Below are 24316 nucleotides of genomic sequence, written 5' to 3'. Positions count from 1 at the left end.
TCCAGTGGATCTGCTCTATTACCTGCGGCTCCTGCGCAGGAACTGGCTGCTCCTCCTCCTCTCTGTGGGGATCGGGGTAGGCGCGGCGGTGGTGGTCACCGCGAACACCCCGCCGCAGTACGTCGCGACGATCTCCATGCTGGTCTCCGGCCACGACAGGGAAGGCAGCCTGTCCACCGCGTACCAAGCTGGAATGCTGTCGGCGCAGCGGGTGCAGTCCTATGCCACCTTGCTGTCCAGTCGCCGGGTGGTCAGCCAGATCACCACGCCAGAGGACATCCAGCGTTTGCAGGCGAACATCGCGGCGGAAGTGGTCCCCGGTACCGTCCTGCTCCGTGCGACCGTCACCGACATCGACCCGGCCCGCGCCGCACAGTTGGCCAACACCCTGGGAACGCGGTTCACCCAGCTGATCGACCAGATCGAACGGCCCACTCCGGGCAGCCGCCCGACAATCAAGATCACGGTGGTGGACCAGGCGGAGACCCCCCAGATGCCGGTCAGCCCCAAGCCGCTGGTCAACCTGGCGCTCGCCGTACTGATCGCGCTGCTCATCGCCGTCGCCACGCTGGTGCTCCGCGACCGCCTGGACACGACCATCAAGTCCTCCGACACGCTGCAGCGGACCTCGAAGAGCTCGACTCTGGGCATCATCGGCTACGAGAGGGACGCGCGGCGTCACCCGCTGATCGTCCGTCCCAGGGGTCGATCGATCAGGTCGGAGGCGTTCCGCTCGCTCCGTACGAACCTGCAGTTCATCGGCGTGGACCGGCAGCCCAAATCACTGGTGATCACCAGTTGCCTGCCGAACGAGGGCAAGTCCTCGACCTCATCCAACCTGGCGATCACCCTGGCCCAGGCGGGCTGGCGGGTGCTCCTGGTCGACGGCGACCTTCGTCGTCCGCGCATCCCGACCTACCTCGGCATCGAGGGCGCGGTCGGCCTGACGGACGTGCTGATCGGCAAGGCGCGGCTGGACCAGGTGATTCAGCCTTGGGGTGAGCCGCGTCTGTTCGTGTTGCCGAGCGGCCAGATCCCGCCGAACCCGAGTGAGCTGCTCGGCTCCCGGGGGATGCGCAATGTGCTCGACCAGGTGTCGGCCGACTACGACATCGTGATCATCGACGCGCCGCCGCTGCTGCCGGTCACCGACGCCGCGACACTCTCGGCGATCTGCGACGGAGTGCTGCTCGTCGCACGGTACGGCAAGACCCGGCAGGAGCACATCCTGCGGGGCACGGAACTGCTGTCGTCGATCAACGCTCGCATCGTGGGTACGGTCATGAACTTCGTTCCGGCCAAGGCCAGCCGATACGACGGCTATGGCTACGGCTACGGGTACGGGTACGAGACCGACGTCAAGGCAGAGGTCAAGTCACCGGCGGCTGTGTGAGGAGCTGGAGCGGGACGGCGAGCGATCTGGCGATCCGCCGTCCCGCCACCCGGTGGTGCCACCGGGTGCCCCCCATGGGATCGAGGATGTCGGGCCGGTCCACCGGGACCAGGCCGCGGAGCGTGCGCACCTCGTCGACCAGCGCGTGAGCCCGCCGTACGGCATCGTGGTGACACGTGATCGCCGTAGGTGCGACGGCTCGGGTCAGGGCGCCGAACTCGACGATGGTGAAGGTACGCCCGGCCGCCGGGAGGTGCATCGTCACCGATTCGGCACGGTGCGCGGAGGTGGCCGTCAGCACGAGGTCGGCCGCGGCCACCACCTCGGTGGTCAGCGGCCGGGAGACGAAGCCGCTGGGATCGCCGCCGAGGCGGAGCAGCGTCCGCCGCGTGCGCTCGTTCATCTCCTTGCCCGGCTCGGCGTGCGTGCCCGCGCTGGTCACCTGGAACGACGGTCCGAGGGCCGAACGGGCCAGCCGCTCCGCCAGAGGGGAGCGGCAGATGTTGCCCGTACACACGAACAGGATGCGGAATTCCCCCGTACCTTCCATGAGCGCGACGGTAGAGCGCCCTGGTCGGGCGGCCGTTGGCGGCGCGCCGGTCTTTAACCCTCGCTATCGATCATTTGAGACTCGGGTCCGCAGCCGGTGTGGTCCTGGGTGATCCGGGTCTGCTGGGGATGGGCCAGCGGCTGCACCGGCACCAGTGGCGGCGCGGCCGAGGCGGGCTCCAGCAGGAGGAACTCCAGCGTCTTCGACTGTCCAGGAGCGAGCTCCAGCATGGTGGAGTAGACGGGATGCGATCGTTCGACCTCTTTGACGACCTTCACCAGCTTGCCGTTGATCCGCACGCCACCGTTCTGCGCTCCGGCCCCGGTGTACAGCGACACCCAGAGCAGGTTGGACCCGACGGCGCGCGGGCGGTCGGGGTGGTCGAGGCGGCTGGTGACATACGTGGGCAGCTTCTGGTGCGGCACATCGTTGGTGAGGCGGACCCGCACCTTCGTGACGCGCTGCCCGTCGGCGCGGCAGGAGCCCAGGTCGTACTGGAGCGAGCGCTTGAGGTAGTAGTCGAGCTTGTTGCCGCCGGAGTTGTTGATGACCAGAGCGGCGAACGGTCCCGGCTTATCCGGTAGCACGCCGCTCAGTGGCGTCGGCTCCAGGCGTTGCTGCTCGGTGTCCCTGCGGCTCCAGACCTGGATCCGCCGCTCCTCGACCAACTGCGACAAGGTGGAGAGCAACGTGAGGGGATCCGGACGGGACCGGCTCAGCGCCTCGCTGACGGCGCCGGCGATCGTGATGAGGAACTTCTTCCGCTCCTCCGGGTTCGGGTACCGGACATAGGCGTCCCGCTCGGTGAGGTCGATGACGTTCTGGGCGGTCACTGTCTCGCCACCCGGGAGGGTGACCGGCCCGATGAGCCGCAGCAGGTAGGAGAGTCCGACCGGGTCGGTCGCGAGGGCGCCGTCCAATTGCTGGCCGGTCTGCCGTTCCCACAGCGCGGTCCAGGTATTCGCGGCGTACGGGAAATGTGGCGAAAGATTGGAATTGGAGAGCAGGGAAAGCGCGCTCGACCCGTAACGCGAGTTAAATGCCGGCCCGTAGTCGGCGACCGGAGTGGAACTCGGGGAGAGGCGATTGTTGGCGGAGAGCCGCTCTATGCCGAGCTTGCCGCGCGCGGCTTTCAGAATGCCGAAGGCGCCCACCAGACCGCCGGTTCCGCGCGCTTCGGCATTCGTCTGGAAGGCCAGGAAATAACGGCGGGGACCGTCGTGGCCCAGCATCGGAGGCACCAGGGCGGCGGCGTCGGCCGCGGCGCCGAGCCAGCCGCGCAGCCGATCGGCTTCGCGCAGGGCCGTGCCGCGGGCCTCGTCCACCGCGCTCACGCCGGTGTCCGCCGGGGTAACGGACAGGCGTGAGCGCGCCAGGGAGACCCGGTCGGCGGCGGCGTCCAGGACCGGTGCCGCCGAATCGAGGACGGCCAGCAGCTCCCGCACGTTGCCCATGGAAGGCCGGTGGTCCGCGGAAGGCCGGTCGTCCAGGGGCTCGACGTCCGTGATCAGCTGTGCGGTGGCCCGGTGCACGTCAGACAGGGCAGTGGTCAGCTCCGCGACCGCCTCCGCCAGCCCGCGAATGGTCGTCGCGCCGTCTCCCACCACGGGGGTGTGAGCGATCAACGACCAGTCCGGGCCGGAGGTGAGCCGACGGGCCTCGTACGCGTGCCATCGCGCGTCCGCGAGCGTCCCGGCCAGCCGGCCGGGGTCGCTCGCGCGCAGCAGGACCAGTGCGTCCCTGGTCGCCTGCAGGTGGTCTCGCACACTCAGACCGAGGTACGCGGACCAACTCCCGGCCAGCGTGAGACCTGCGGCCGGAGCCAGCAGGCTGACAATGGCGACTCGGCGTGTCTTACTTCGCACTGGCAGTACGGCGACGCCGAATGGCGATCAATGTGCCGGCGGTTCCCACCAGCAGCAGGCCCGCACCCGCCGCTGCCAGGGCCTTCACGGGCGCTCCTGTCATCGGCAGCTCCTTGTGGCCGTGGTGGCAATGGCCACCGCAGCCCCAGTTATTCCGATGATGCCAGTGATCTCTGGGATCGTCGAAGTCGACGTGCACGTCGACGTGCGACGACGAGGTGGAGGTGACCCTCGGCGGGTAGGGCCGCGGGCTCGCGGTCCTCGTGACCGTGGCTGTCGGACTGGGAGTCACGGTCCTCGTGGTCGTGGGCGTCGGCCTGGGGGTCACGGTCCTCGTGGGCGTCGGCCTCGGGGTCATGGTCGTGATGGACGGGCTCGGCGTCGGGAAGGACTCGGCCGCCGCAAATCCGGCGGTCCCAAACGCGATCCCACCTCCGGCGGCCATCGCCACAAAAATAGGTATCGTGATTTTTTCTCTCATATCGGACTCCCCGTGTGGATGGCAGTGCGGGTCATGGGACATTTCGCCCGGAATTCCAGCGAAGTGTTCAGCACAGAACCCGTTATATGCGCCCTACTAATGGGTGCTCCGTCCGCCGCACGGTTCTTACCGAATGACCACTGATGGTTCTCCATAAGTTGACGATCAGGCGGACGGCCCGTCCGGACCTCCGTCGTCCTGATCTCGCGGCGAGGCCGGTCCGGGACGCCGACGTGTGCGGCGGGTCGCGGGGGCCGACCCCCGGCTTGCCCTGGCGCCCCGAGCGCTCGCCCGGCGTGTCGGGCGCCTGGGTCCCGGCCTGGTCGGGAGGGGACGTGGCGGGGGCAATTGGGGCCGAATCGCCCTTATGTCCGAATCTAGAGGTCTTTGTTTGATTATCGGCGTAAGTTGGGCGGGTTTGGGCGGCTTGCACTCTTGATTTGCCGCATGTGTGATCTTATTGTCGCCGCATGACCTCCGCTCCGGGCTCGCCCGGTGACGTTCTGACGCTCATCAGCGCCGGTTCCGCGACCACCCGCTCGGACCTCGCCAGACTCACCGGTCTGGCCAGGTCCACGATCAGCCAGCGGGTCGACGCGCTGATCGAGCGCGGGCTGGTATCGGAGACCGGAAGCGGTGAGTCCACCGGCGGGCGCCCGCCACGGCAGTTGCGCCTGCACACCGAGGACCACGCCTTCGCCGGCGTCGACCTGGGCGCCACGCACTGCAGGATCGCGCTGATGGACATCTCGGGCGACGTACTGGCCGAGTGCGAAGACCCGCTGCTGATCGCCGAGGGCCCGGAGACGGTCCTGGCCCACGTCGACGAGCGGCTGGAACGGCTGCTCGCCGAGGCGGGACGCCCCCGGGCCGCGCTCAAGGCGATTGGGATGGGGGTGCCGGGGCCGGTGGAGTTCGCCACGGGCCGGCCCAACAACCCGCCGATCATGCCCGGCTGGAACGACTATCCGATCCCCGAGCACTTCGCGGGCTGCGCCGTACTCGTCGACAACGACGTGAACGTCATGGCGCTCGGCGAGCACCGCAACGCCTACCCCGGCGCCAGCCACCTGCTGTTCGTCAAGATCGGCACCGGCATCGGGTGCGGCATCGTGGCCGAGGGCAAGCTGCACCGCGGCGCCCAGGGGTCGGCCGGCGACATCGGCCACATCAGGGTCTCCGGCCACGAGGACGCCGGCTGCCGCTGCGGCAACAGCGCCTGTCTGGAGGCGGTCGCCGGCGGCGCGGCCGTCGCCAGGAGGCTGACCGAGCTGGGTACGCACGCCGAGACGGGGGCCGACGTGGTGGCGCTCGTACAGGCGGGCAACACGCAGGCGCTCCGGCTGGTCAGGGAGGCGGGCAGGCTCATCGGCGAGGTGCTGGCCAGCCTGGTCAACTTCTTCAACCCCGAGGTGATCGTCATCGGCGGCGCCCTGTCCCGGGTCCACGAGCATCTGCTCGCGGGCATCAAGGAGACCGTCTACCGCAGGTCGCTGCCGCTGGCCACGCATCACCTCTCGATCGTGCCGAGCCGTACCGGGATCAACGCCGCAGCAATGGGCGCCGGGATCCTGGCGATCGAGCACTACCTGTCACCCGACAACATCAACCGCATCGTCAACGCCTGAAAGGGACCCCGATGCTTGTCATGAGGGGGATCGTCAAGCAGTTCCCCGGCGTGCGCGCGCTCGACGGGGTGGACCTCGACGTGCGAGCCGGCGAGGTGCACTGCCTGCTCGGCCAGAACGGCGCGGGCAAGTCGACGCTCATCAAGGTGCTGGCGGGCGTCCACCAGCCCGACGAGGGCACGATCGAGTTCAACGGCGCGCAGGTCAGGGCGGGCAGCCCGATCGACGCCATCAGGCTCGGCTTCGCCACCATCTACCAGGAACTCGACCTGGTCGACGGGCTCAGCGTCGCCGAGAACATCTTCCTCGGCCACGAGCACGCCCGCGCCGGCTTCGTGAACAGGGGAGCGGTCAACCGGGCCGCCGGCGCCGTGCTGGCCAGGCTCGGCCATCCGGAGATCCGGCCGAAGGCAGAGGTCGGCCGCCTGTCACCGGCCGCCAAACAGGTCGTCTCGATGGCTCGCGCGCTCTCGCACGAGGCCCGTCTGATCATCATGGACGAGCCGTCGGCCGCCCTGGCCCACGACGAGGTGGCGAACTTATTCCGCATCATCCGCGAACTCACCGCCCAAGGCGTCGCCGTCGTCTACATCTCGCACCGGCTGGAGGAGATCCGCGAGATCGGCGACCGGGTCACCGTGCTCAAGGACGGCCGTACGGTCGCCGTCGGCCTGCCCGCCCGCGACACCCCCACCTCCGAGATCGTCTCGCTGATGACCGGCCGCAACGTCGAGTATGTCTTCCCACCCCGCGCCGCGGAGTCCCCGGGCGACGAGGTGCTGCGCGTCGAGGGGCTCAGCTCGCCGGGCGCGTTCGCCGACGTGTCGTTCTCGGTGCGCGCCGGTGAGATCGTCGGGCTGGCCGGGCTGGTCGGCTCCGGCCGTTCGGAGATCCTGGAGGCGGTCTACGGCGCACGCCGCGCCTCCGGCAGCGTCGTGCTCTCGGGCAAGCCCGTACGGCGGGGCGACATCGTCGGCACCGTACGGCGAGGCATGGGCCTGGCCCCGGAAGAGCGCAAGGCCCAAGCCCTGCTGCTCGACCAGAGTGTCACCGCCAACATCACCCTGGGCAGCCTGCCGGGATTCGCCAGGTTCGGCTGGATGGACCGGGCCCGCGAGAAGGCCGAGGCGCAGCGGCTGGTCGAGGCGCTCGACATCCGCCCGCCCGACCCCGAACGGCCGATCAAGACGCTGTCCGGCGGCAACCAGCAGAAGGCCGTACTGGCCCGCTGGCTGCTCGGCAGCCGCAAGCTGCTCCTGCTCGACGAGCCGACCAGGGGCGTGGACGTGGGCGCCAGGGCCGAGCTGTACGCGGTGATCCGCGGGCTGGCCGACCAGGGCATCGGCGTGCTGCTGGTGTCCAGCGAGGTGCCGGAGGTGCTGGGCCTGTCCGACCGCGTGCTGGTGCTGCGCGAGGGGACGGTCATCCACCAGGGCGACGCCCAAGACCTCGACGAGCACCGCGTGCTCGACATGATCATGGATGGGAGAGCCGCCTGATGAGCAACCCCGCAGAAGCGGGCCCGCACGACCGTTTCGCCGTGCGGGCGCCCGGCCCGCTGGCCTGGCTCGGGGAGACCCGGCACCTGGGCCTGGTGATCGCGCTGGTGCTGCTCGCGATCGTCGGCCTGGTCACCAAGCCCGAGAACTTCGCCACCACCTCCAACCTGGTCAGCATCCTGTCGCTGGCCGCCACCATCGGCGTCATCACGGTCGGCGCCACGTTCGTCATCATCGGCGGCGGCATCGACCTGTCCGTGGGCGCCACCATGGCCCTGGCCTCCGTCTGGGCCACCACGCTGGCCACTCAGGCGTACGGACCGGCCGTGATGGCGATCTGCGCGATCCTCGTCGGCACCGGCACAGGGCTGGTCAACGGGCTGCTCATCGCGTACGGGCGGCTGGTGCCGTTCATCGCCACGCTGGCGATGCTGGTCGCGGCGCGGGGGCTGGCCCAGCGCATGTCCGACCGCAAGACGCAGATCATCCAGCCCGAAAACAGCGCGATCGTGGACCTGTCGACCACCCGGTTACTCGGCGTCCCACTGCTCGTGTACATCTTCGCGCTGGTCGTGGCGCTCGGCTGGGTCCTGCTCAACCGCACCACGTTCGGCCGCCGCACCTACGCGGTCGGCGGTAACCCCGAGGCGGCCCGGCTCGCCGGCATCAACGTCCGCCGGCACACGATGCTGCTGTACGCCCTTTCCGGGCTGTGCTGCGGCATCGCCGCCATCCTCATCATGGCCCGCACCACCACGGGCTCCTCCACACACGGCGACCTGTACGAGCTCGACGCCATCGCCGCCGTCATCATCGGCGGCACCCTGCTCACGGGCGGCCGAGGCACGATCATCGGCTCGATCCTGGGCCTGCTGATCTTCACTCTCATCACGAACCTGTTCATCCTCAACGGGCTCAACACCAGCGACCAGCTGATCGCCAAGGGCCTGATCATCGTCGTCGCCGTCCTTCTCCAGCGACGGAACCTGAAGGAGAGAGCACCATGAGCAACAACGTCGCGCGCAGGGGTTTCCTCGTCGGCGGAGCCGTGCTGTTAGCGGCCGGCTGCACCAGTAACGAGCCCGCAGCCGCGCCCTCCTCCGCGGCGCCCGCTCCCGCGCCCGCGGCCAGCGGCAACGACCAGCCCGGCACCAAGGTCGTCATCGGCTTCTCCGCGCCCGCGGCCGACCACGGCTGGATCGCGGCCATCGCGAAGAACGCCGAGTCCGCCGCCAAGCAGTACTCGGACGTCGAGTTCAAGCCCGTCGAGCCGACGAACGACATCAACCAGCAGATCTCCGCCGTCGAGTCGCTGATCGCGGCCAAGGTGGCCGCGCTGGTGATCCTGCCGAACGACGGCCAGCAGCTCAACCAGGTCGCGCTCCAGGCCACCCAGGCCGGGATCCCGGTCGTCAACCTCGACCGGGTCTTCCCCGACAAGCTGGCGTACCGCACCTGGATCGGCGGCGACAACTACGGCATGGGCGTCGCGGCCGGCCACTACATCGGCAAGCAGCTCAAGGACAAGGGCGTCTCGAACCCGGTGATCGTGGAGATCCAGGGCATCGCGACGCTCCCGCTGACCCAGGACCGCAGCAAGGGCTTCGCCGACGCGTTGAAGACGTACGGATTCAGCGTCACGGCCAAGCAGGACGCCAAGTTCACCGTGGAGACGGGCAACTCGGTGGCCGCCAGCCTGCTGCAGGCGCACAAGAAGATCGACGCCATGTGGAACCACGACGACGACCAGGGCGTGGGCGTACTCGCCGCGATCAAGGAGGCTGGGCGCAACGAGTTCTTCATGGTCGGCGGGGCCGGCTCCCTGAACGCCATGAAGGAGATCCAGTCGGGCACCTCGGTGCTGAAGGCCACCGTCACCTACAGCCCCACGATGGCCGCCTCGGCCATCAAACTGGCCAGGTTGATCGCGCAGGAGAAGGGCATGAGCGACCTGGTGGAAAACCAGGTCCCGCAGTCGATCACACTCGCGTCGGAGACTATTACCAAGGAGAACGTCGAGAAATACTTGCCACTCGGCTTCGAATCCTGATCGGGGGTTGCATGTCAGACCAAACCACCGTCGGCGTGGGCATGATCGGCTACGCGTTCATGGGCCGCGTCCACTCCCAGGCCTGGCGCAGCGTCGGCGCCTTCTTCGACCTGCCGCTGGCACCGCGGATGGCGGTGCTGGCCGGTAGGTCCAAGGAACACACCGCCGCCGCTGCCGCCCGGCTCGGCTGGGCCGACACCGAGACCGACTGGAGGGAAGTGGTCAGGCGCGACGACGTGCAGATCGTCGACATCTGCACGCCGGGCGACTCCCATGCCGAGATCGCCATCGCCGCCCTGGCGGCCGGCAAGCACGTGATCTGCGAGAAGCCGCTGGCCAACAGCGTGACCGAGGCGGAGGCCATGGTGCGGGCCGCGGTTTCGGCGTCCGGCAAGAACATGGTGGCCTTCAACTACCGGCGGGTGCCGGCGGTGGCCCTGGCCCGGCGCTACGTCGAGGAGGGCCGGCTCGGCGAGATCCGGCACGTACGAGCCCAATACCTGCAGGACTGGATCGTCGATCCGGAGTTCCCGCTGGTGTGGCGGCTGCAGAAGGACAAGGCGGGGTCCGGTTCGCTCGGTGACATCGGGGCGCACATCATCGACACCGCCCAGTTCATCACCGGCCAGAACGTGGTGGGCGTCTCGGCGCTCACCGAGACGTTCGTCAAGGAACGCCCACTCTCGCCGGGCTCTTCGGAGACCGGACCCGTCACCGTGGACGACGCCGCGCTCTTCATCGGCCGGCTCTCCGGAGGGGCGGTGGCCTCCTTCGAGGCCACCCGGTTCGCCACCGGACGCAAGAACGCGCTGCGCATCGAGCTCAACGGCTCGCACGGCAGCCTCGCCTTCGACTTCGAGGCCATGAACGAGCTGTGGGTCAGCGAGGGGGGTGGCGGCTTCAAACGCATCCTGGTCACAGAGCCCGACCACCCCTACGCGGCGGCGTGGTGGCCGCCCGGGCACGGACTCGGGTACGAGCACACCTTCACCCACGAGATCAAGGACTTCCTGGAGGCCATCGCCCAGGGCGTCGACCCGGCGCCGTCGTTCGCGGACGGCCTCCGGGTGCAACGCGTGCTCGCCGCGGTCGAGCGCAGCGCGGCTGATGCCAGCCGTTTCACAGTCGTGGAGGATGTATGAGACCGGTCACATTGTTCACCGGCCAGTGGGCCGACCTGCCGTTCGAGGAGGTCTGCCGGCTGGCCGCCGAATGGGGCTACGACGGCCTCGAGATCGCCTGCTCCGGCGACCACTTCGACGTGGCGCAGGCGATCGCGGACCCGTCGTACGTCTCCGCGAAGCAGGCGCAACTCGACAAGCATGGCCTCAAGGTGTGGACCATCTCCAACCACCTTGTCGGCCAGGCCGTCTGCGACCACCCCATTGACGAGCGCCACAAGGCCATCCTGCCCGCCCGCATCTGGGGCTCGGGCGACCCCGAGTCCGTACGCCAGGCGGCCGCCGAGGACATGAAGAACACGGCGCGAGCCGCGGCCCTGCTGGGTGTCGACACGGTGGTCGGCTTCACCGGGTCGTCGATCTGGCACACGGTGGCCATGTTCCCGCCGGTGCCGGCCTCGATGGTGGAGGCGGGCTACCAGGACTTCGCGGACCGCTGGAACCCCATCCTCGACGTCTTCGACGAGGTCGGGGTCCGGTTCGCCCACGAGATCCACCCCAGCGAGATCGCCTACGACTACGTGACGACCCAGCGCACGCTGGAGGCCATCGGCCACCGTCCCGCGTTCGGCCTCAACTGGGACCCGTCCCACATGGTCTGGCAGGACCTCGACCCGGTGGCGTTCATCCTGGACTTCGCCGACCGGATCTACCACGTGGACTGCAAGGACACCCGCGTCCGCGTCGGCGACGGCCGCCGCGGCCGCCTCTCCTCCCACCTGCCGTGGGCGGACATGCGACGCGGCTGGGACTTCGTCTCCACCGGGCGCGGAGACGTGGCCTGGGAGGACTGCTTCCGGGCGCTCAACTCGATCGGGTACAGCGGGCCCATCTCGATCGAGTGGGAGGACGCGGGGATGGATCGGCTGGACGGGGCGCGGGAGGCGCTGGGGTACATCCGTGGCCTCAACTCCATCACCCCACCGACCACCGCCTTCGACGCGGCCTTCTCCACCACCTGACGCCTTCTCGCCGGGGGCTCACAAGCGTGGGCCTCCCGGTGGGGCACGCTTCGCGCGAATGACGCTCAGGCGTGCTTCTTTGGGGGCTTCGCCCCCGGGCGAGGGGCTCCCGCCCCTCGCGCACCCCGGCCTTGCCCGGCGGAAGGACCGGCTGACTTCTGAGCCGATTCGGCCGTCCAGTCGGAGGCGTCTGAACTGGCCGGTCCGTCCCGCCCGACAACAGAGGCGAAACAGCCTATCGAGACCCGAGTCTCGTCCTTTCCATCGAGTAGCTCGCGTGCGACGTCGAGGTGGCCCGCGTGGCGTGCGGTCTCCTCGATCATGTGCAGGACGATCCGCCGCAGCTCGGTGACCTCGTCTCCGAGCGGACTTGGGTGATGTCCCTGTGGGGGCGTCGACAGAGGGGTCGCGGCGAGGACTGCGTTGGACCGCTCGCACTGCGCTCCGACCGAGAAAGGCTGCGAGGCCCTGCTCGCGTCACACACGCAGGCAGATGCCGATATCCGCAAGGAATCGACGGAATCATAGCTATGATGGCTCCGTCGATGCAGGAAGAGGGGTCGATGTGCTGATCCGGTTCGAGGTGGCGAACTTTCGCTCAGTACTCGATCCCGTCGAATTGTCGATGGTCGCCGTCGATCGAGATCGGGCGGAGGCGCGTCCGGTGCCCAACCTGGGCGAGAGTCTGCTGCCCGTCGCGGCCGTCTTCGGTCCGAACGCCTCTGGCAAGTCGAATGTCATCGCTGCGCTGACCTGGTTGCGGACCGCCGTCCGGGATTCGCTGCGTTTCTGGGACGACGAGATCCCCGTCGAGCCGTTCGCGTTTGCCGGTGGAGAGGCCCGTCCTTCGGAGTTCACCATCGAGTCCGTCGTATCGGGAGTGCGGTTCGAGTACATCGTCGAACTTGATCGGCGTGCGGTCCGCTACGAGGGTCTGTTCCACTACCCGGAGAAGAAGCGGCGACGGATTTTCGAACGTGAAGGGGAGGAGTTCAAGCTCCAGCGCGGTCTCGGGAACCTGTCCGGCACCCGCGAACTGTTGACGCCGCGCGCGCTCGCCCTGTCGATCGCCCGGCGATTCGATGAGCCGCTCGTCTCCGGTTTCGCTCGCGACCTCCTCGCGGCGCAGACGCTCGGGCTGAAGTCGCGTGGTCGGCGTCCCGTGAATCTCGCTCCGGCACGTTCGACCCTTCGTTGGTTCGAAGAGCTCTCCGATCGCGACCAGTTCGCGTTGCCGGGATTCGAGGAACTGGACAGGCCTTCTCCGGCGGATCGTACTCAGGCGTTGGCCTTGCTCCGGCTGGCCGACATGGGCATCGACGACGTGGTGATCGACGAGCCCGAGGTCTCCCATCCGGAGGGCAGTCCCGAGTCGGCGCGCATGCGGACACAACGCACTGTCCGCCTCGTCCACCGGGCGGCTCATGAGAGGGTCCCGCTTGACTTCGCGCAGGAGTCGGAGGGTACGCGCACCTGGTTCCAGCTCATCGGGCCCGTGTTGGCCGCGCTCAGGTCCGGTTCGCTGCTGCTGTTCGACGAACTGGACGCGAGCCTGCATCCAACGTTGTCCATGCAGCTGATCCGGCTGTTTCACGACCCGGCGACAAACCCCAAGGGCGCGCAGCTGATCTTCACCTCGCACGACACCAGTCTGCTCAACCACCTCAACCGCGATGAGGTCTGGTTGACGGAGAAGGCGGAGGACGGCGCGACCCGGCTCGGCGCACTGGCCGAATTCGCCGGCGAGCGGGTGAGAAAGTCACAAAACCTGGAGAAAGCGTATTTGCATGGGCGGTTCGGTGCGCTGCCGGATGTCGACCGCGCGGAAATTCTCCGCGCTCTCGGGCTGATCGGCTAGTTGAGATGGCGCCGAGAAGAACTAAGGCGAAGGACCTCAGGCGGAGGACCGCCAACCGTCCAGAACGCAAGACCATTGTTGTGTTCTGCGAAGGCGAAGCCTCGGAACCCGACTACATCAATGGGCTGAAGCGGCTCCCGGATGTTCGCGCCAACACCTCGATCAACATTGAGATCCACCCTGAACAGGGGGTTCCGTTCACCCTGGTGCAGCGAGCGGTCGAGCGAAGCCGTGATGACGAAGTCGATGAGTGCTGGTGTGTGTTCGATGTCGAGTGGCCCAAGAACCATCCAAACCTAAAGCAGGCCATCCGGTTGGCGGATGAGCACGGAATTCGCCTGGCGATCTCGAATCCTTGTTTCGAGCTGTGGTTGATCCTTCATTTTGAAGATCAGACGGCGTTTATGAATACCAGCGAAGCCGAACGGAAGAGTCGTAAACTCGACGGACGCTTCGGGAAGAGGATCGACGCCGATCAATACGTGCAACACCGGCATGCGGCGTCGGAGCGCGCGTCTTTGTTGGCCATCCGTCACGCGCGGAATCAGAGCTTGTTCCCCAATGACAACCCCTCGTCCACCATGGGCGACCTGCTTGAGGCGATTAATCCCTGACCGCGTAAGACTCTTGGCGGTGCGCCGACCGTCTCGGCACAAGACAGCTGTCTCGACTGACGCCTGCCCAGATCTTGGTTTTCCGACGCCCCACCGGTCGTCTTCTCCACCGCCTGACCCCCTCCACGGGCGAGGGCAGGATCGCGGTCGACAAGGCCTCGACCTCGAGGCCATCCACGATCGCGAGAACGCTGGCGCGCTGCGCCTCCAGGGACATCAGCAGCCCCGCTGCCCGACGATGGCCCCGCTGAACTCCTGCCGGCATCAAGCCCCGGATCGTCAGCGAGCGAATTTCTCGATGGCGGCCGGGGTGACGGGGGTGAAGAAGTTGACGAGGTTGCCGTCGGGGTCGCGCAACAGGAGCGAGCGGTTTCCCCAGGGCATCGTCGTGGGCTCGTTGACAAAGTCCGCCACGAAGTCGGTCAGCTTCTCGTGCACGCTGTCCACGTCGTCGACGAGGAACTCGATGATGACGCTGCGGTTCTGGGCCGGCTCGGCGCAGCCAGGCGCGAACAGCGGCACGGTACGGGTGCTGCCGATCGCGAGAGTGGCCGAGGCGGTGTTGAGTTCGGCGAAGTCATCGTTGGCCCAGCTCGCCTGGACTCCGGTGGCGCGCTCGTAAAAGCCGACGAGGCGGGCGACATCGGCGGTGATGATGCGGATCGAGACGAGGTTCATGGCGGTTCTCTCCAGGTAGGTCAGTGCTTCTGACCACACGTTACGAGCAATACTGGACAGAAACCGCCCAGTATCTGCAGGACACTTGGGAACATGTCCCGACCCACTGCCCGCGTGCTCGCCCTGCTGGAGCTCCTGCAAGCGGGCGGCCTTCGAACCCTGGCCGAACTCGCCGACAGGCTCGAGGTCGATGAGCGTACGGTGCGACGCTACGTCGACCACCTCATCGACCTCGACGTGCCCGTCGAGTCCGTGCGCGGCCGCTACGGCGGCTACCGGCTCGCCCGCGGTTACCGCATGCCGCCGCTCATGCTGAGCGATGACGAAGCGCTCGCCGTGCTGCTCGGCCTGGTCGCGGGTCGGCGGGCCGGCTTGATGACGGCCACCGGCACGGCGAGTGAGACGGCGGCGGCCAAGATCCGGCGGGTGCTGCCAGAGCGGCTCGGCCGCAGACTCGACGCCGTGCTCGACTCCCTCGCCTTCACGGCTCCGCCCGGCGAGTTGACCGCCCCGGAGACCGGCGTCCTGCTCTCGATCGCCGACGCGGTGCGCCATAACCGGCCGATCTCGATCCGGTACACCGCCGCCGACGGCCGGCGCAGCGAACGTACGCTGCACCCCTACGGGCTCGTCGCCCACTCGGGCAACTGGTACGTGACGGGTGCAGATCTCGCGATCGGCGAGGACCGGACGTTCCGGCTGGATCGCATTACCGGTACGAGAACTCTGCCCGGATCGTTTGAGCCGCCTGTTGGACTCGATCCGGCGAAGCGCGTCCTGACAGCGCTCGCCACCGCTCCGTACCGACACGAGGTGACTCTGCGGATCCAGGGGACAGCCGAGCAAATCCGTACCCGGCTTCCGGCCAGCGTCGCGATCGTGGAGGAGTCACCGTCCGCGAGCGGCGCGGATTCGGACACCAGGCAGTGGTCCCGTGTCGAGGTCCACGCCGAACGGCTTGACTGGCTGCCGGGCGTGCTCGCTTCGCTGGACCGGCCGTTCGTCATCGAGCAACCGGACGAGCTCCGCGACCTCGTCGCGGAGCTCGCCAACCGACTCATGTCTTCGGCCCGGCGAAGTCCGCCTCACGTCTGACGGGTATCGGCAAGGCTCCCTTGGCGTCAGCCCGAATCCTGGCCTTCGCGGCATGCTGTCTCGAACGTGTGTCCGGGTTTTTCTGCGGCAGCAGTTGGAGTTGCCGGAGCCGAACGTCACCCCATTGCATCGTCGACGCTGAGTGAATGTCTTCACTCCCCGGCCATCGCGAGTCCGCGTCGTCTGCGACTCGCGACGCAGACGCTCGGGATCAGAGACAGCCACCCGGAAGGCCGCACGCGGGCGGTGACAGCGTTATCACTGTGACGTCAGGGGCCGCTCTAGCTTTCATGTGATTACTTAACGCATGTAAAAATAACTCACAGTAATCACATCTAGTGAAAGGCCTCCATGTACGGCATCCTGACCAAGATCGCCACGGCTCTCGCCGCCATCGTCGTGCTCGGCTTCGCCGCCCCTGCGCCCGCCCAGGCAGCGGCCCCGGCCTACTTCGAGTTCGCCGACATCACCGGCGAGCGGTTCGTCGTCCAGCTCACCGACGCCGCGAAGATCCAGCATGCCCGGAACCTGCTCAGCGGCACGACCACGGACGAGCCACACATCATGGGACGGATCGTCAAGCGCCCCGCTCCCTACAACCGCCCCTGGAGCTACTACCTCCACCCCGGCACCGTCGACTTCTTCAGCGACGCATTCGAGATCTGCGACGCGACCATCCCCTACGTCGAAGAGCATCTGGACGAGGCCGGCGGCCCGTTCCTGCCCGGCCTCATCTGGTGCCCCTGGACTTCCAGGCTCGTGCGCGAACTTCCTTAGACCCGACGTCCTCTGCCACCGCGGCCCCTGGAGAACCGATCCAGGGGCCGCCCCCATGCGCAGAGAAGCAGCTTCCGCGAGAACGTCCGTCTTCGGATGTCGGCCGCGGCAAGAACTTCAACACGCAGACCTGACGGGGAAGATCAGCGTCGGCGGCGCCCGCCCCTGCGGGCAGCACCACGACAGGAACTCCCTGACCGTCCCCATGATCGCCGCAATGCGAAAGGTACAAGGGGATTCGCCCGCTCAGGCCGGTAGTACCGAGGCAGTGGAGGGTGTCGCCGTAGGTGTAGCTCAGCGCGTCCTGGCACTCGCCGCCGCGGTGTGGCGCGACTTCCAGACTGGTCAGGCGGTCAGCCGCCTGCGACCACTAAACGTGTTCGGCCAGACCTGCCTGAGACGTGGTGGTTGTGGTGCGGTAGAACTCGGTCGCATGTGCGGGACGTGCCCGGTTCGTTCGCCGTTTCGGCAGGTCGGAGCCTTGCGAGCGGCGCTTGGGATGCTTGCGTCGTACCTTCGCCTGTGATCCACTTCCAGGTACGTCATCGGAAGCTGGGGTTCCGCGATCGACAGTGGCCCGGGGGCTGGAGGGGGATCCATGTCTGAGGGGAACCACGCCACCGTGGCGGTCACTGGGGTGACCGGGGCGCTGGGCAGCCGGGTCGCGGCCCGACTCGCCGGCCATGGCGTCCCCCAACTCCTCGTCGGGCGCAGCCCCGACCGCATGCCCGAGCTGCCAGGCGCCCAGCGACGCGGTCCGGCCGCCTACGCCGACGCCTCGGACATGCGTCAGGCGCTCGAGGGTGCGTCGACCCTCATCCTGGTCTCCGGACACCGTACGGGGCGCCGGCTGGAGGAACACGCCACCGCGGTCGAGGCCGCGATCGCGGTCGGCGTGAACCGGGTCCTGTATGTGTCGCTCGTCGGCGCGGCGCCCACCGCCACCTATGTCAACGCCCGCGACCAGTGGCTGACCGAACAGTTCCTGGCAGGGGCCGGGGTCCGTCACACGGTGCTCCGGGCGGGCATCTACGCGTCGACGCCGGCCGCCCTCGCCAACGAGGAGTTCGTCGTGAGCGGTCCCGCGAGCGCCGGCCGGGCCGCCTTCGTCACCCATGAGGACATCGCCGACGTGATCACGGCCGTCGCCCTCGACGAGGGTCCCCGCTCCGAGCACGACGGCGCGATCCTTGAGATCACCGGGCCCGAGGCCCTGACCCTCGACGAAGCGGTCACCCGGATCGCCGCGGCCACCGGCCGGCCCTACCGCTTCGAAACCGAGACCCTTGAGGAAGCCTTCGCGCGGCGATGGCGACTGGGCATCAGCGGGGAACAGATCGAGACCTGGATCTCGTGGTTCCAGGCGATCGAGAAGGGCGAGGTCTCCGTGGTCACCGATGTCGTCCCCCGGCTCACCGGCTCGCCGGCGACCCCGATCTCAGACGCGGCCTGGTGGCCCGCGCCGAAGACGGCGCGTGGTATCCGCTGAGGGCCCCTTCCCGGTCGCGCTCTTCGGGTGGGTCGACGCGGTAGACGTCGGGGCGGTGAGTGGCGTGGATCGCATGAACGTGAGGGTTCAGCAGGGCCAGGATTCCGGCGTTCTCTCAGGCGGTGGCCGAAGAGGCGGCTCACCTGAGGTTCGAGCTTGGATCGAGGCCGGTCAGGCTGGCGGTGGAGGTCCACAGGCGCGCCGCGAGTGCGGTGTCGGCCAGGTGACCTTGGATGGGTTCGAGGGTGGGCAGGCCGCGGATCCCGAATATCCGAGGTCCCCAGAGTTGGCCGCCGCGTACGGACGGGTCGAGGACGGCCCGGACGGCGGGCCAGGCGGCGGCCTCCTTACCTTGCAAGAGGAGGCCGGCCGGTAGGCCGCGCAGTCGTTCGCCGGTGGTTCGGAGGTGGACCGGCGGGCGTGAGGGGGTGAGGGAGTCGAGTGCGCCGCCGGGGTGGGTGATCACGCTCAGCGTCGTGCTGCCGGCGGCGCGCAGGCGGCGGTCGAGTTCGAAGCCGAAGAGCATCTGCGCGAGTTTTGATCGTACGTAGGTGAGTTTCGGCCGGTAGTCGCGTGTGCTCTGGAGATCGTCTAGGTCCAGGGTCTCGGACTTTGCCGTGAAGCTGCCGGTGGTGACGACGCGGCTCGCGGGTGTGGCTGTCAGCAGGGGTGTGAGCCACGAGATCAGCGCGAAATGCCCCAGATGGTTGGTGGCGAACATCAGCTCGTGGCCGTCCTTGGTCTCGCGCCGTGGCGGCTGGTCGAGCAGCACCCCGGCGTTGCAGACGACCGCGTCCAGTCTGTCCAGTCGCAGGGCGTCCGCGGAGGCTTTGAGTGAGGAGGGGTCGGCGAGATCCAGGCGGATATGCCGGACGTGTGCGCCGGGGACGCGGGCGCGGATCGAGACCTGCGCGGCTTCGGCTTTGGCGGTGTCGCGGCAGGCGAGGATGACGGTGGCGCCGGTGCCGGCGAGTTGTTCGGCGACGAAGTATCCGATGCCCGCGTTGCCGCCGGTAACGAGGAAGGTCTTGCCCTCGGCGCGCGGCAGGCGTCGTACGTCCCAGGGGGCTGGGCTGTGGAGGGAGGACATGGTTTGGCTCCTTGCGTTGATAGCTGGTCGGGTCTGCGTCAGTGCTGGAGTTCTTCTGGTGCTCGTCTGGGCATCAGGGTCACGGCCGGGACGGTGATGGCGGTGAGGGCTACGACGACGATGAGGCTGGTCGTCATGGCGGGGCCGAAGCCGGAGCCGGTCCACTGGAAGAAGACCGAGGCGACGGCGGCCGAGCCGATACCGGCCGCCAGTTGCTGGATCGCCGACAGGGAGCCGCTGGCGCTGCCGGCCTCGTCGGGATCGATGTCGCCGATCGCGACGTCGAAGATCGTCGCGTAGCAGGCGCCCATCCCCAGACCGGTGAGGAAGACGGCTGGTGCGAGGGCCCACAGGCTCAGGTCCGTGCCGGAGGCCGCGACCAGGACGAGCAGCCAGCCGCAGCCGACCAGGATGACGGCCAGGCCGAGGAAGATGAGGGTGCGGCCCAGCTTTTTGATCAGCGCCATGCATGCTGCCGAGGCCACGATGATGCCGACGGTCATCGGCAGGAGACCCAGGGCGGCGTCCCGCGCCGAGGCGTGCAGCCCTTGCTGCATGAACAGGGAGAGGACGTAGACCAGCCCGGTGGTGGCGGCGAAGACGATCAGTCCGACGAGCAGCCCGGATCTGAAGCCGGGGTTGCGCAGCAGGGATGGCTTGAGCAGCGGGTCGGCGGCGGTGCTCTGGCGGCGGGCGAAGGCGGCGAGGAACGCCAGGCCGGCGGCGATGGAGAGGATCGGGATGGCGGTCCAGCCGTTGTTCGACCCCTCGACCAGCCCGAAGAGCAGGCCGAACATGGTGGCGGCGAGCAGCCCTGCGCCCACCCCGTCCACGCTGACGGACGCGTCGCCGTCGTCGTGCGGCAGCAGCCGGACGGCCAAGACCAGGCCGAGGCCGCCGAGCACCAGGTTGACCAGGAAGATCGGGCGCCACGACAGCCCGGCGATGTCGGCGTCGATGACGAACCCGGCCACGATCGGGCCGCCGACCGAGGCGGCCCCCAGCATGGGGCCGAACAACGCGAACGCCTTGGTGAGCATGTCACGCGAGAACGCCTTTGTCATGATCGCGATGCCTTGCGGGATCAAGAGCGCGCCGAACGCGCCCTGTGCGCCGCGGGCGAGGATCAGCAGAGCGGGGCTGGGCGAGAGTCCCGCTACGGCCGAGGCGATCGTGAAGCCGCTCATGCCGACGAGGAACAGCCTGCGCTGGCCGTACTTGTCGCCCAATCGCCCGCCGACCACGAGCAGGACGCCCATGGCGAGCATGTAGGCCGACCCGAGCCACTTGATCAGGCCCTCGCCGCCGTGCAGTTCGGCGGTGATCGTGGGCGCGGCGATGTTGGTGACTGTGGCGTCGATCATGTCGAGGGCGTCGGCGAGGAGCACCAACCCCAAGATCGCCCACATGCGCCGAGTGGACGCGGTCGTCGGCGGGCCGACGGTTACGGGGGTTGCCATGACGCATCTCCGTTCACAAGAAATCTGAACTGACTAAGAAACTATAACCACTATAGATTCAGAAGCATTCTAGCTTCAGCTACGATGGGGACATGCCAACGACGATGGGGCGCCGCGAGCGCAAGAAGGCCCAGATCCGCCAGGCGTTGTCGGACGCCGCGTTGCGGCTGTTCTGCGAGCACGGGTACGACGGCGTCACCGTCGCTCAGATCGCCGACGAGGCGGACGTCTCCATCGCCACCGTGTTCGCGCACGTGCCGGACGGCAAGGAAGCGCTGATCTTCGACGACGGCGCCGAACGACGCGTCTGGCTGGTCGCCGCGGTCCGCGACCGGCCCCCCGGCCAGTCAGTGCTGGACGCCCTGCGCCGTTGCATGGCAGCCCGGGGGCCCTTCGCCGACGACCTCCCGCCCGAACTTCGGCGCAAGCGCGACCTGATCGTCAACACACCCGCCCTGCGGGAATACTCACGCAAGCTCTGGATAGCCAGCGAGGGAGCCCTGGCTGAGGCGATCGCCGCCGAGAGCGGCCGCGACCCCTCCGACATGACTGTCCGCGCTCTGGCCCGCTATGTCCTGGAGATCCCCGAGCTCGCGGGCGCGGAACCCGATTCCCTGGCCGCGCTGAACGCCATCTTCGACCTGCTCGTATCCGGCTGGCCCGAGTCGCCCTGACCAAGCCCCCACCTGGCCGATTCGCCCGCCGCGCTGAAGCCAGTGATCACGTCGGCCGGGTGATCCCCAGCTCCTGGTCGAATACCGGCAGCCGGTCCGGCGCTCTGGCTCCACGGCGATGTTCGTCACCTGGAAATGGCGCCGCACTCAGGTCGGTGGCTGAATGGTGGTCTTCCGGAGGTGTGGATTCGGTATTCGGCCTTACCGTCTGGATCTGTACGTCGGCCCACACGATGCGGTGCTCGGCTTCGGTGACAAATGTCCCCCAGCATCCGTTGGACAGATCGGCGACAATGCGAATACCGCGTCCCGATTCGGCCTCGGAAGCGGGCTCGGCCATATGCGGCTCGGCTCCAAATGCGCCGGGATCGGTTACCTCGATGCGAAAGAAGCCGTCCCCGCGGCCCACGTTCACTGTGACCCACTCGCGGTGCGGGCCGTCTTCCACGTGTTCGCAGGCGTTCGCGACCAGCTCGGAGACCACCTGTTGCACATCGGGCAGCGTCGGCTGGTCGTCCGCGAGCCACCAGGCGACAGCCGCGCGCGCTTGTTTCGGCGCCATGCGGCCGCGGCGCAGCCTGGTGGCTCCGATAAGGCTTACGTCTTCTGTTCGCATTGACATGGAAATCACCTGACCTGTCCTAATTTCCGTGCCGTTATAACACGCGATATCGAGAATTCGTGTGTAGCACGGGGAATTGTTGGCCCGAAACACTGGTAAGCGTGCCATCCAGCGGGTAATTTCTGGGACAACCGCAAGGGCTCGTGCCACACGGATATGAGTCCCACCGGTGGGAATGTTGTGTGATCCTGTGGGATCGGACCAGGAGCAGCCCCCTATGCGTCCTGCCAAAGAGTTGAATCCAGACGCCAGCGCAGAGGCCCGTTTTGGGTACGAACTACGTCAGCTTCGTCTTGAAGCAGGACTGACCCAAGGGCAACTCGGCCACAAAATCGGGTTTTCCGCCAATCTTGTCGGTTCGGTCGAACGAGCCGTACGCACACCGACCGAGGTGCTCGCCAAACGCTGCGAGGAGAGACTGAGGCTGGAGCCGGGCCGTCTGGTCGACTTCTTGCCTGTCGGCAAGCGGGAGTCCATCTTCAAGACGCTCGCCCCTTGGCTCGACATCGAGGCGACAGCTCGGGAACTCTGGACCTGGGCGCCGACCATTGTTCCTGGGCTCCTGCAAACGCAGGATTACACCCGGGCCATCGTGGAGGGAAAGCCGGGCGTCACCAAAGCCCAGATTGAGGAGGCGGTCAAGTCGCGGATGGCGCGGAAGAGCATCTTCGGCGGCGACAATCCGCCCACACTCTGGGCGGTTCTCGATGAGTCGATCCTTTACCGTCCGATCGGGAGTGAAAGTGTCACCCGTGACCAACTGTCATACCTCGTTGAGGCGGCTCATAGTCCCTGTATCACGATCCAGATCCTCCCGCTCAGTGCCCGTGTCACGGCTGGACTGCTCGGAGGCTTCGTGATCGCGCATACGACAGGTGGACCAAGGGCCGCCTTCGTAGATAGCCCGGTTTCGGGGAAGGTATGGGACGGAGCGGCTGAGATCGAGGTCCTCGGCCTCCGCTATCAGATGTGTCGTGCGGAAGCCCTTCCCCAGAGCGTGTCGGTCAAGAAGATCGAAGAGAGGTTGGAGCAGAAATGGACCTGAAGCTAAGCGAGGAACTCAGGACTGCTGACTGGCGGAAATCCTCGTTCTCGGGCGACAACGGAGACTGCCTGGAGGTCGCCCCGCTGTCGGCCGGCCGCGTGGGCATCCGCGACACCGAGCAACCCGACATGCAGCCGTACGTGGTGAGCGCGTCGGTTTGGGCAGCGTTCATGGACGGCGCCAAAAGAGGAGAGTTCGACTTCTAGTCGCTCAAGGAACGGGCCCGGCTGAGGGGCGGGCGGTGTGCCCAGGTCGCCCAGCGCCAGAGCCACTCGATGGGGCCCTGGCGGTAGCGGCGCAGCCAGAGGGTGGACACAAGCCACTGGGCAGTGAGGATGGCTCCCGCGGTCAGGAACGCTGCCTGCGAGGACTGGCCGATCGGCAGGCCGAGGAGGTGACTGGCCGCCAGGACGAGGAGTGTGGCGGTCAGATAGTTGGTCAGTGCCATCCGGCCCAGTGGCGCGAAGAGGGCCTGCAGCGCCGGTCGCAGCGGCGTTCGGAGCAGGACCAGCAGGGCACATGCGTACACGCCGATGAGCAGCAGATCGGCCAGGCTGGAGGTGAAGGACGGCTGCGACGTGTCCGTCCCGGTGCGTATGGTGGCCTGTACCCACAGGACACAGGCCACCGCTGCCGCGAAGCCCAGGCCCAGCACAAGCGGCCCTCGGCCGGAGCGCTCGATCTTTTCGATGACCCCGTAGCGGACCAGTGCCGAGCCCAGCAGGAACAACCCTGCGATCAGCAGGGGCCCGCCCCCGCCGAAGATCAGCGCCGCCGACATGAGTGCGGCGGCGAGGCCGGTCACGGCCCATCGCGGCAGCCAGGTCGAGGGCAGCAGCACCAGTATGCCGACGATGGCGTACTTGGTCAGAATTTCGCCCGGCCACAGCAGCATGTGCACGAGGCCGATGGCGAGCAGTGTCACAAGGCGGCGCAGCAGGACCAGCCGTGGGCGGGGGACTCGGTTCGCGGCGGAGTCCAGCAGCAGTGAGAACCCGATACCGAAGAGCAGGGAGAAGGTCGGGAGCCCGAGCCAGGGGTCCCAGTCGCCCATGGGCTTCGTCACGACCGCGGTGCCGTGGTTGGCTATCAGCTGGATGTTGGCGAGCAGGATCTCGCACAGCGTGAGCCCGCGCAGCACGTCGAGCGCGATGATCCGGGATCGACCGGAGAACGGCGCAGCCGGACCCTTGGGGCGCGACTGTGGGGGGAGATCTTCGCGTGGCATGGGGCCTCATCCTGCAAGGTCGCCCGGAGGACGGCGTCGGTCGAAAGCAGGGTTCACGGCGGCCAAGAGCGTACTTT

At 67.7% G+C, this 24316-nt stretch carries 24 protein-coding genes; 15 read left to right on the top strand and 9 right to left on the bottom strand.

All coding sequences use genetic code 11. From position 1 onward, the window contains the following. Positions 1-4 precede the first annotated feature (4 nt). Complete coding sequence (locus tag KLK06_RS36060) at positions 5-1393, top strand: polysaccharide biosynthesis tyrosine autokinase (RefSeq protein WP_214640092.1); 1389 nt, start codon at positions 5-7, stop codon at positions 1391-1393. Here KLK06_RS36060 and KLK06_RS36055 read toward each other — a convergent pair. From KLK06_RS36055 to KLK06_RS63205, 3 genes are all read right to left on the bottom strand, one after another. Further along, the gene (locus tag KLK06_RS36055; RefSeq protein WP_214640091.1) at positions 1371-1943 is read right to left on the bottom strand and encodes a low molecular weight phosphatase family protein; all 573 of its coding nucleotides are present in this window, start codon (positions 1941-1943) and stop codon (positions 1371-1373) included. The genes KLK06_RS36060 and KLK06_RS36055 overlap by 23 nt on opposite strands. 53 nt (positions 1944-1996) lie before the next feature. Beyond that, positions 1997-3709, bottom strand: coding sequence for a DUF4012 domain-containing protein (locus KLK06_RS36050; RefSeq protein ID WP_214640090.1), 1713 nt, complete (start codon positions 3707-3709; stop codon positions 1997-1999). An 88-nt stretch (positions 3710-3797) separates the two neighbouring features. Beyond that, positions 3798-3911, bottom strand: a complete 114-nt coding sequence (locus tag KLK06_RS63205) for an LPXTG cell wall anchor domain-containing protein (RefSeq protein ID WP_374197173.1) — start codon at positions 3909-3911, stop codon at positions 3798-3800. Between the two features lie 848 nt (positions 3912-4759). Here KLK06_RS63205 and KLK06_RS36040 point away from each other — a divergent pair. Genes KLK06_RS36040 through KLK06_RS36015 form a run of 6 tightly spaced genes read left to right on the top strand, consistent with a single transcriptional unit; the run spans position 4760 to position 11609 of the window. Further along, positions 4760-5917, top strand: coding sequence for an ROK family transcriptional regulator (locus tag KLK06_RS36040; protein ID WP_214640088.1), 1158 nt, complete (start codon positions 4760-4762; stop codon positions 5915-5917). Between the two features lie 11 nt (positions 5918-5928). Continuing rightward, the gene (locus KLK06_RS36035) at positions 5929-7416 is read left to right on the top strand and encodes a sugar ABC transporter ATP-binding protein (protein ID WP_214640087.1); all 1488 of its coding nucleotides are present in this window, start codon (positions 5929-5931) and stop codon (positions 7414-7416) included. Then, positions 7416-8423 (top strand): ABC transporter permease, encoded by a 1008-nt coding sequence (locus tag KLK06_RS36030; protein WP_250906537.1) that lies wholly within the window; start codon positions 7416-7418, stop codon positions 8421-8423. Before KLK06_RS36035 ends, KLK06_RS36030 begins: the two co-directional genes overlap by 1 nt. Then, positions 8420-9466, top strand: a complete 1047-nt coding sequence (locus tag KLK06_RS36025) for an ABC transporter substrate-binding protein (RefSeq protein WP_214640086.1) — start codon at positions 8420-8422, stop codon at positions 9464-9466. The genes KLK06_RS36030 and KLK06_RS36025 overlap by 4 nt, the downstream gene beginning before the upstream one ends. 11 nt (positions 9467-9477) lie before the next feature. Further along, positions 9478-10608 (top strand): Gfo/Idh/MocA family protein, encoded by a 1131-nt coding sequence (locus tag KLK06_RS36020; RefSeq protein WP_214640085.1) that lies wholly within the window; start codon positions 9478-9480, stop codon positions 10606-10608. Then, the gene (locus KLK06_RS36015) at positions 10605-11609 is read left to right on the top strand and encodes a sugar phosphate isomerase/epimerase (protein WP_214640084.1); all 1005 of its coding nucleotides are present in this window, start codon (positions 10605-10607) and stop codon (positions 11607-11609) included. The genes KLK06_RS36020 and KLK06_RS36015 overlap by 4 nt, the downstream gene beginning before the upstream one ends. Positions 11610-11674: 65 nt before the next feature. Here KLK06_RS36015 and KLK06_RS36010 read toward each other — a convergent pair whose 3' ends face one another. Further along, the gene (locus KLK06_RS36010; RefSeq protein ID WP_214640083.1) at positions 11675-12094 is read right to left on the bottom strand and encodes a DUF664 domain-containing protein; all 420 of its coding nucleotides are present in this window, start codon (positions 12092-12094) and stop codon (positions 11675-11677) included. 80 nt (positions 12095-12174) lie between these two features. Here KLK06_RS36010 and KLK06_RS36005 point away from each other — a divergent pair, with 80 nt between their 5' ends. Both KLK06_RS36005 and KLK06_RS36000 read left to right on the top strand, forming a co-directional pair. Then, the gene (locus tag KLK06_RS36005) at positions 12175-13467 is read left to right on the top strand and encodes an ATP/GTP-binding protein (protein ID WP_214640082.1); all 1293 of its coding nucleotides are present in this window, start codon (positions 12175-12177) and stop codon (positions 13465-13467) included. Between the two features lie 5 nt (positions 13468-13472). Beyond that, entirely contained in the window at positions 13473-14081 is a 609-nt protein-coding gene (locus KLK06_RS36000; RefSeq protein WP_214640081.1) for an RloB family protein, read from the top strand. A 279-nt stretch (positions 14082-14360) separates the two neighbouring features. Here the strand turns inward: KLK06_RS36000 and KLK06_RS35995 are convergent, their stop codons facing one another. Then, a complete protein-coding gene (locus tag KLK06_RS35995; protein WP_214640080.1) occupies positions 14361-14759 on the bottom strand; it encodes a VOC family protein in 399 nt (132 codons plus the stop codon). 93 nt (positions 14760-14852) lie between these two features. On the opposite strand from KLK06_RS35995, the gene KLK06_RS35990 reads away from it, so the two are divergent. The 3 genes from KLK06_RS35990 (at position 14853) to KLK06_RS35980 (ending at position 18120) form a co-directional block, all read left to right on the top strand. Beyond that, positions 14853-15854, top strand: a complete 1002-nt coding sequence (locus KLK06_RS35990; protein ID WP_214640079.1) for a YafY family protein — start codon at positions 14853-14855, stop codon at positions 15852-15854. A 351-nt stretch (positions 15855-16205) separates the two neighbouring features. Next, positions 16206-16631: a calmodulin-binding protein gene (locus KLK06_RS35985; protein WP_214640078.1), complete on the top strand. Its 426-nt coding sequence runs from the start codon at positions 16206-16208 to the stop codon at positions 16629-16631. 598 nt (positions 16632-17229) lie between these two features. Beyond that, positions 17230-18120, top strand: coding sequence for an NAD(P)H-binding protein (locus tag KLK06_RS35980; RefSeq protein ID WP_214640077.1), 891 nt, complete (start codon positions 17230-17232; stop codon positions 18118-18120). A 139-nt stretch (positions 18121-18259) separates the two neighbouring features. On the opposite strand, the gene KLK06_RS35975 is transcribed toward KLK06_RS35980, so the two are convergent. Both KLK06_RS35975 and KLK06_RS35970 read right to left on the bottom strand, forming a co-directional pair. Continuing rightward, positions 18260-19210: an SDR family NAD(P)-dependent oxidoreductase gene (locus KLK06_RS35975; protein ID WP_214640076.1), complete on the bottom strand. Its 951-nt coding sequence runs from the start codon at positions 19208-19210 to the stop codon at positions 18260-18262. 38 nt (positions 19211-19248) lie between these two features. Further along, positions 19249-20670 carry an MFS transporter gene (locus KLK06_RS35970; RefSeq protein WP_214640075.1) on the bottom strand — a complete coding sequence of 474 codons (1422 nt, stop codon included), beginning with the start codon at positions 20668-20670 and terminating at the stop codon, positions 19249-19251. 92 nt (positions 20671-20762) lie between these two features. Between KLK06_RS35970 and KLK06_RS35965 the strand changes: the two genes are divergently transcribed. Beyond that, positions 20763-21344: a TetR/AcrR family transcriptional regulator gene (locus KLK06_RS35965; RefSeq protein ID WP_214640074.1), complete on the top strand. Its 582-nt coding sequence runs from the start codon at positions 20763-20765 to the stop codon at positions 21342-21344. A gap of 46 nt (positions 21345-21390) precedes the next feature. Here the strand turns inward: KLK06_RS35965 and KLK06_RS35960 are convergent, their stop codons facing one another. Next, on the bottom strand, positions 21391-21966 hold the full coding sequence (locus tag KLK06_RS35960; RefSeq protein ID WP_214640073.1) for an ATP-binding protein: 576 nt from the start codon (positions 21964-21966) through the stop codon (positions 21391-21393). A gap of 217 nt (positions 21967-22183) precedes the next feature. On the opposite strand from KLK06_RS35960, the gene KLK06_RS35955 reads away from it, so the two are divergent. Both KLK06_RS35955 and KLK06_RS35950 read left to right on the top strand, forming a co-directional pair. Beyond that, the gene (locus tag KLK06_RS35955; RefSeq protein WP_214640072.1) at positions 22184-23011 is read left to right on the top strand and encodes a helix-turn-helix transcriptional regulator; all 828 of its coding nucleotides are present in this window, start codon (positions 22184-22186) and stop codon (positions 23009-23011) included. After that, complete coding sequence (locus tag KLK06_RS35950) at positions 23002-23217, top strand: DUF397 domain-containing protein (RefSeq protein WP_214640071.1); 216 nt, start codon at positions 23002-23004, stop codon at positions 23215-23217. Before KLK06_RS35955 ends, KLK06_RS35950 begins: the two co-directional genes overlap by 10 nt. Here KLK06_RS35950 and KLK06_RS35945 read toward each other — a convergent pair. After that, positions 23214-24239 (bottom strand): DUF418 domain-containing protein, encoded by a 1026-nt coding sequence (locus tag KLK06_RS35945; RefSeq protein ID WP_214640070.1) that lies wholly within the window; start codon positions 24237-24239, stop codon positions 23214-23216. The two genes, KLK06_RS35950 and KLK06_RS35945, sit on opposite strands and share 4 nt — an antisense overlap. Between the last annotated feature and the right edge of the window lie 77 nt (positions 24240-24316).

The sequence above is a fragment of the Nonomuraea sp. NEAU-A123 genome (assembly GCF_018603905.1).
Taxonomy (GTDB): domain Bacteria; phylum Actinomycetota; class Actinomycetes; order Streptosporangiales; family Streptosporangiaceae; genus Nonomuraea.
This window is presented reverse-complemented; position numbering and strand designations above follow the sequence as displayed.

Bases quoted from the DNA above. Each gene is read 5' to 3' on its own strand.
- KLK06_RS36055 (WP_214640091.1), bottom strand. From the start codon at position 1,943: ATGGAAGGTACGGGGGAATTCCGCATCCTGTTCGTGTGTACGGGCAAC.
- KLK06_RS63205 (WP_374197173.1), bottom strand. From the start codon at position 3,911: ATGACAGGAGCGCCCGTGAAGGCCCTGGCAGCGGCGGGTGCGGGCCTG.
- KLK06_RS36040 (WP_214640088.1), top strand. From the start codon at position 4,760: ATGACCTCCGCTCCGGGCTCGCCCGGTGACGTTCTGACGCTCATCAGC.
- KLK06_RS36035 (WP_214640087.1), top strand. From the start codon at position 5,929: ATGCTTGTCATGAGGGGGATCGTCAAGCAGTTCCCCGGCGTGCGCGCG.
- KLK06_RS36030 (WP_250906537.1), top strand. From the start codon at position 7,416: ATGAGCAACCCCGCAGAAGCGGGCCCGCACGACCGTTTCGCCGTGCGG.
- KLK06_RS36025 (WP_214640086.1), top strand. From the start codon at position 8,420: ATGAGCAACAACGTCGCGCGCAGGGGTTTCCTCGTCGGCGGAGCCGTG.
- KLK06_RS36020 (WP_214640085.1), top strand. From the start codon at position 9,478: ATGTCAGACCAAACCACCGTCGGCGTGGGCATGATCGGCTACGCGTTC.
- KLK06_RS36015 (WP_214640084.1), top strand. From the start codon at position 10,605: ATGAGACCGGTCACATTGTTCACCGGCCAGTGGGCCGACCTGCCGTTC.
- KLK06_RS36000 (WP_214640081.1), top strand. From the start codon at position 13,473: ATGGCGCCGAGAAGAACTAAGGCGAAGGACCTCAGGCGGAGGACCGCC.
- KLK06_RS35995 (WP_214640080.1), bottom strand. From the start codon at position 14,759: ATGAACCTCGTCTCGATCCGCATCATCACCGCCGATGTCGCCCGCCTC.
- KLK06_RS35990 (WP_214640079.1), top strand. From the start codon at position 14,853: ATGTCCCGACCCACTGCCCGCGTGCTCGCCCTGCTGGAGCTCCTGCAA.
- KLK06_RS35985 (WP_214640078.1), top strand. From the start codon at position 16,206: ATGTACGGCATCCTGACCAAGATCGCCACGGCTCTCGCCGCCATCGTC.
- KLK06_RS35980 (WP_214640077.1), top strand. From the start codon at position 17,230: ATGTCTGAGGGGAACCACGCCACCGTGGCGGTCACTGGGGTGACCGGG.
- KLK06_RS35975 (WP_214640076.1), bottom strand. From the start codon at position 19,210: ATGTCCTCCCTCCACAGCCCAGCCCCCTGGGACGTACGACGCCTGCCG.
- KLK06_RS35970 (WP_214640075.1), bottom strand. From the start codon at position 20,670: ATGGCAACCCCCGTAACCGTCGGCCCGCCGACGACCGCGTCCACTCGG.
- KLK06_RS35965 (WP_214640074.1), top strand. From the start codon at position 20,763: ATGCCAACGACGATGGGGCGCCGCGAGCGCAAGAAGGCCCAGATCCGC.
- KLK06_RS35960 (WP_214640073.1), bottom strand. From the start codon at position 21,966: ATGTCAATGCGAACAGAAGACGTAAGCCTTATCGGAGCCACCAGGCTG.
- KLK06_RS35955 (WP_214640072.1), top strand. From the start codon at position 22,184: ATGCGTCCTGCCAAAGAGTTGAATCCAGACGCCAGCGCAGAGGCCCGT.
- KLK06_RS35950 (WP_214640071.1), top strand. From the start codon at position 23,002: ATGGACCTGAAGCTAAGCGAGGAACTCAGGACTGCTGACTGGCGGAAA.
- KLK06_RS35945 (WP_214640070.1), bottom strand. From the start codon at position 24,239: ATGCCACGCGAAGATCTCCCCCCACAGTCGCGCCCCAAGGGTCCGGCT.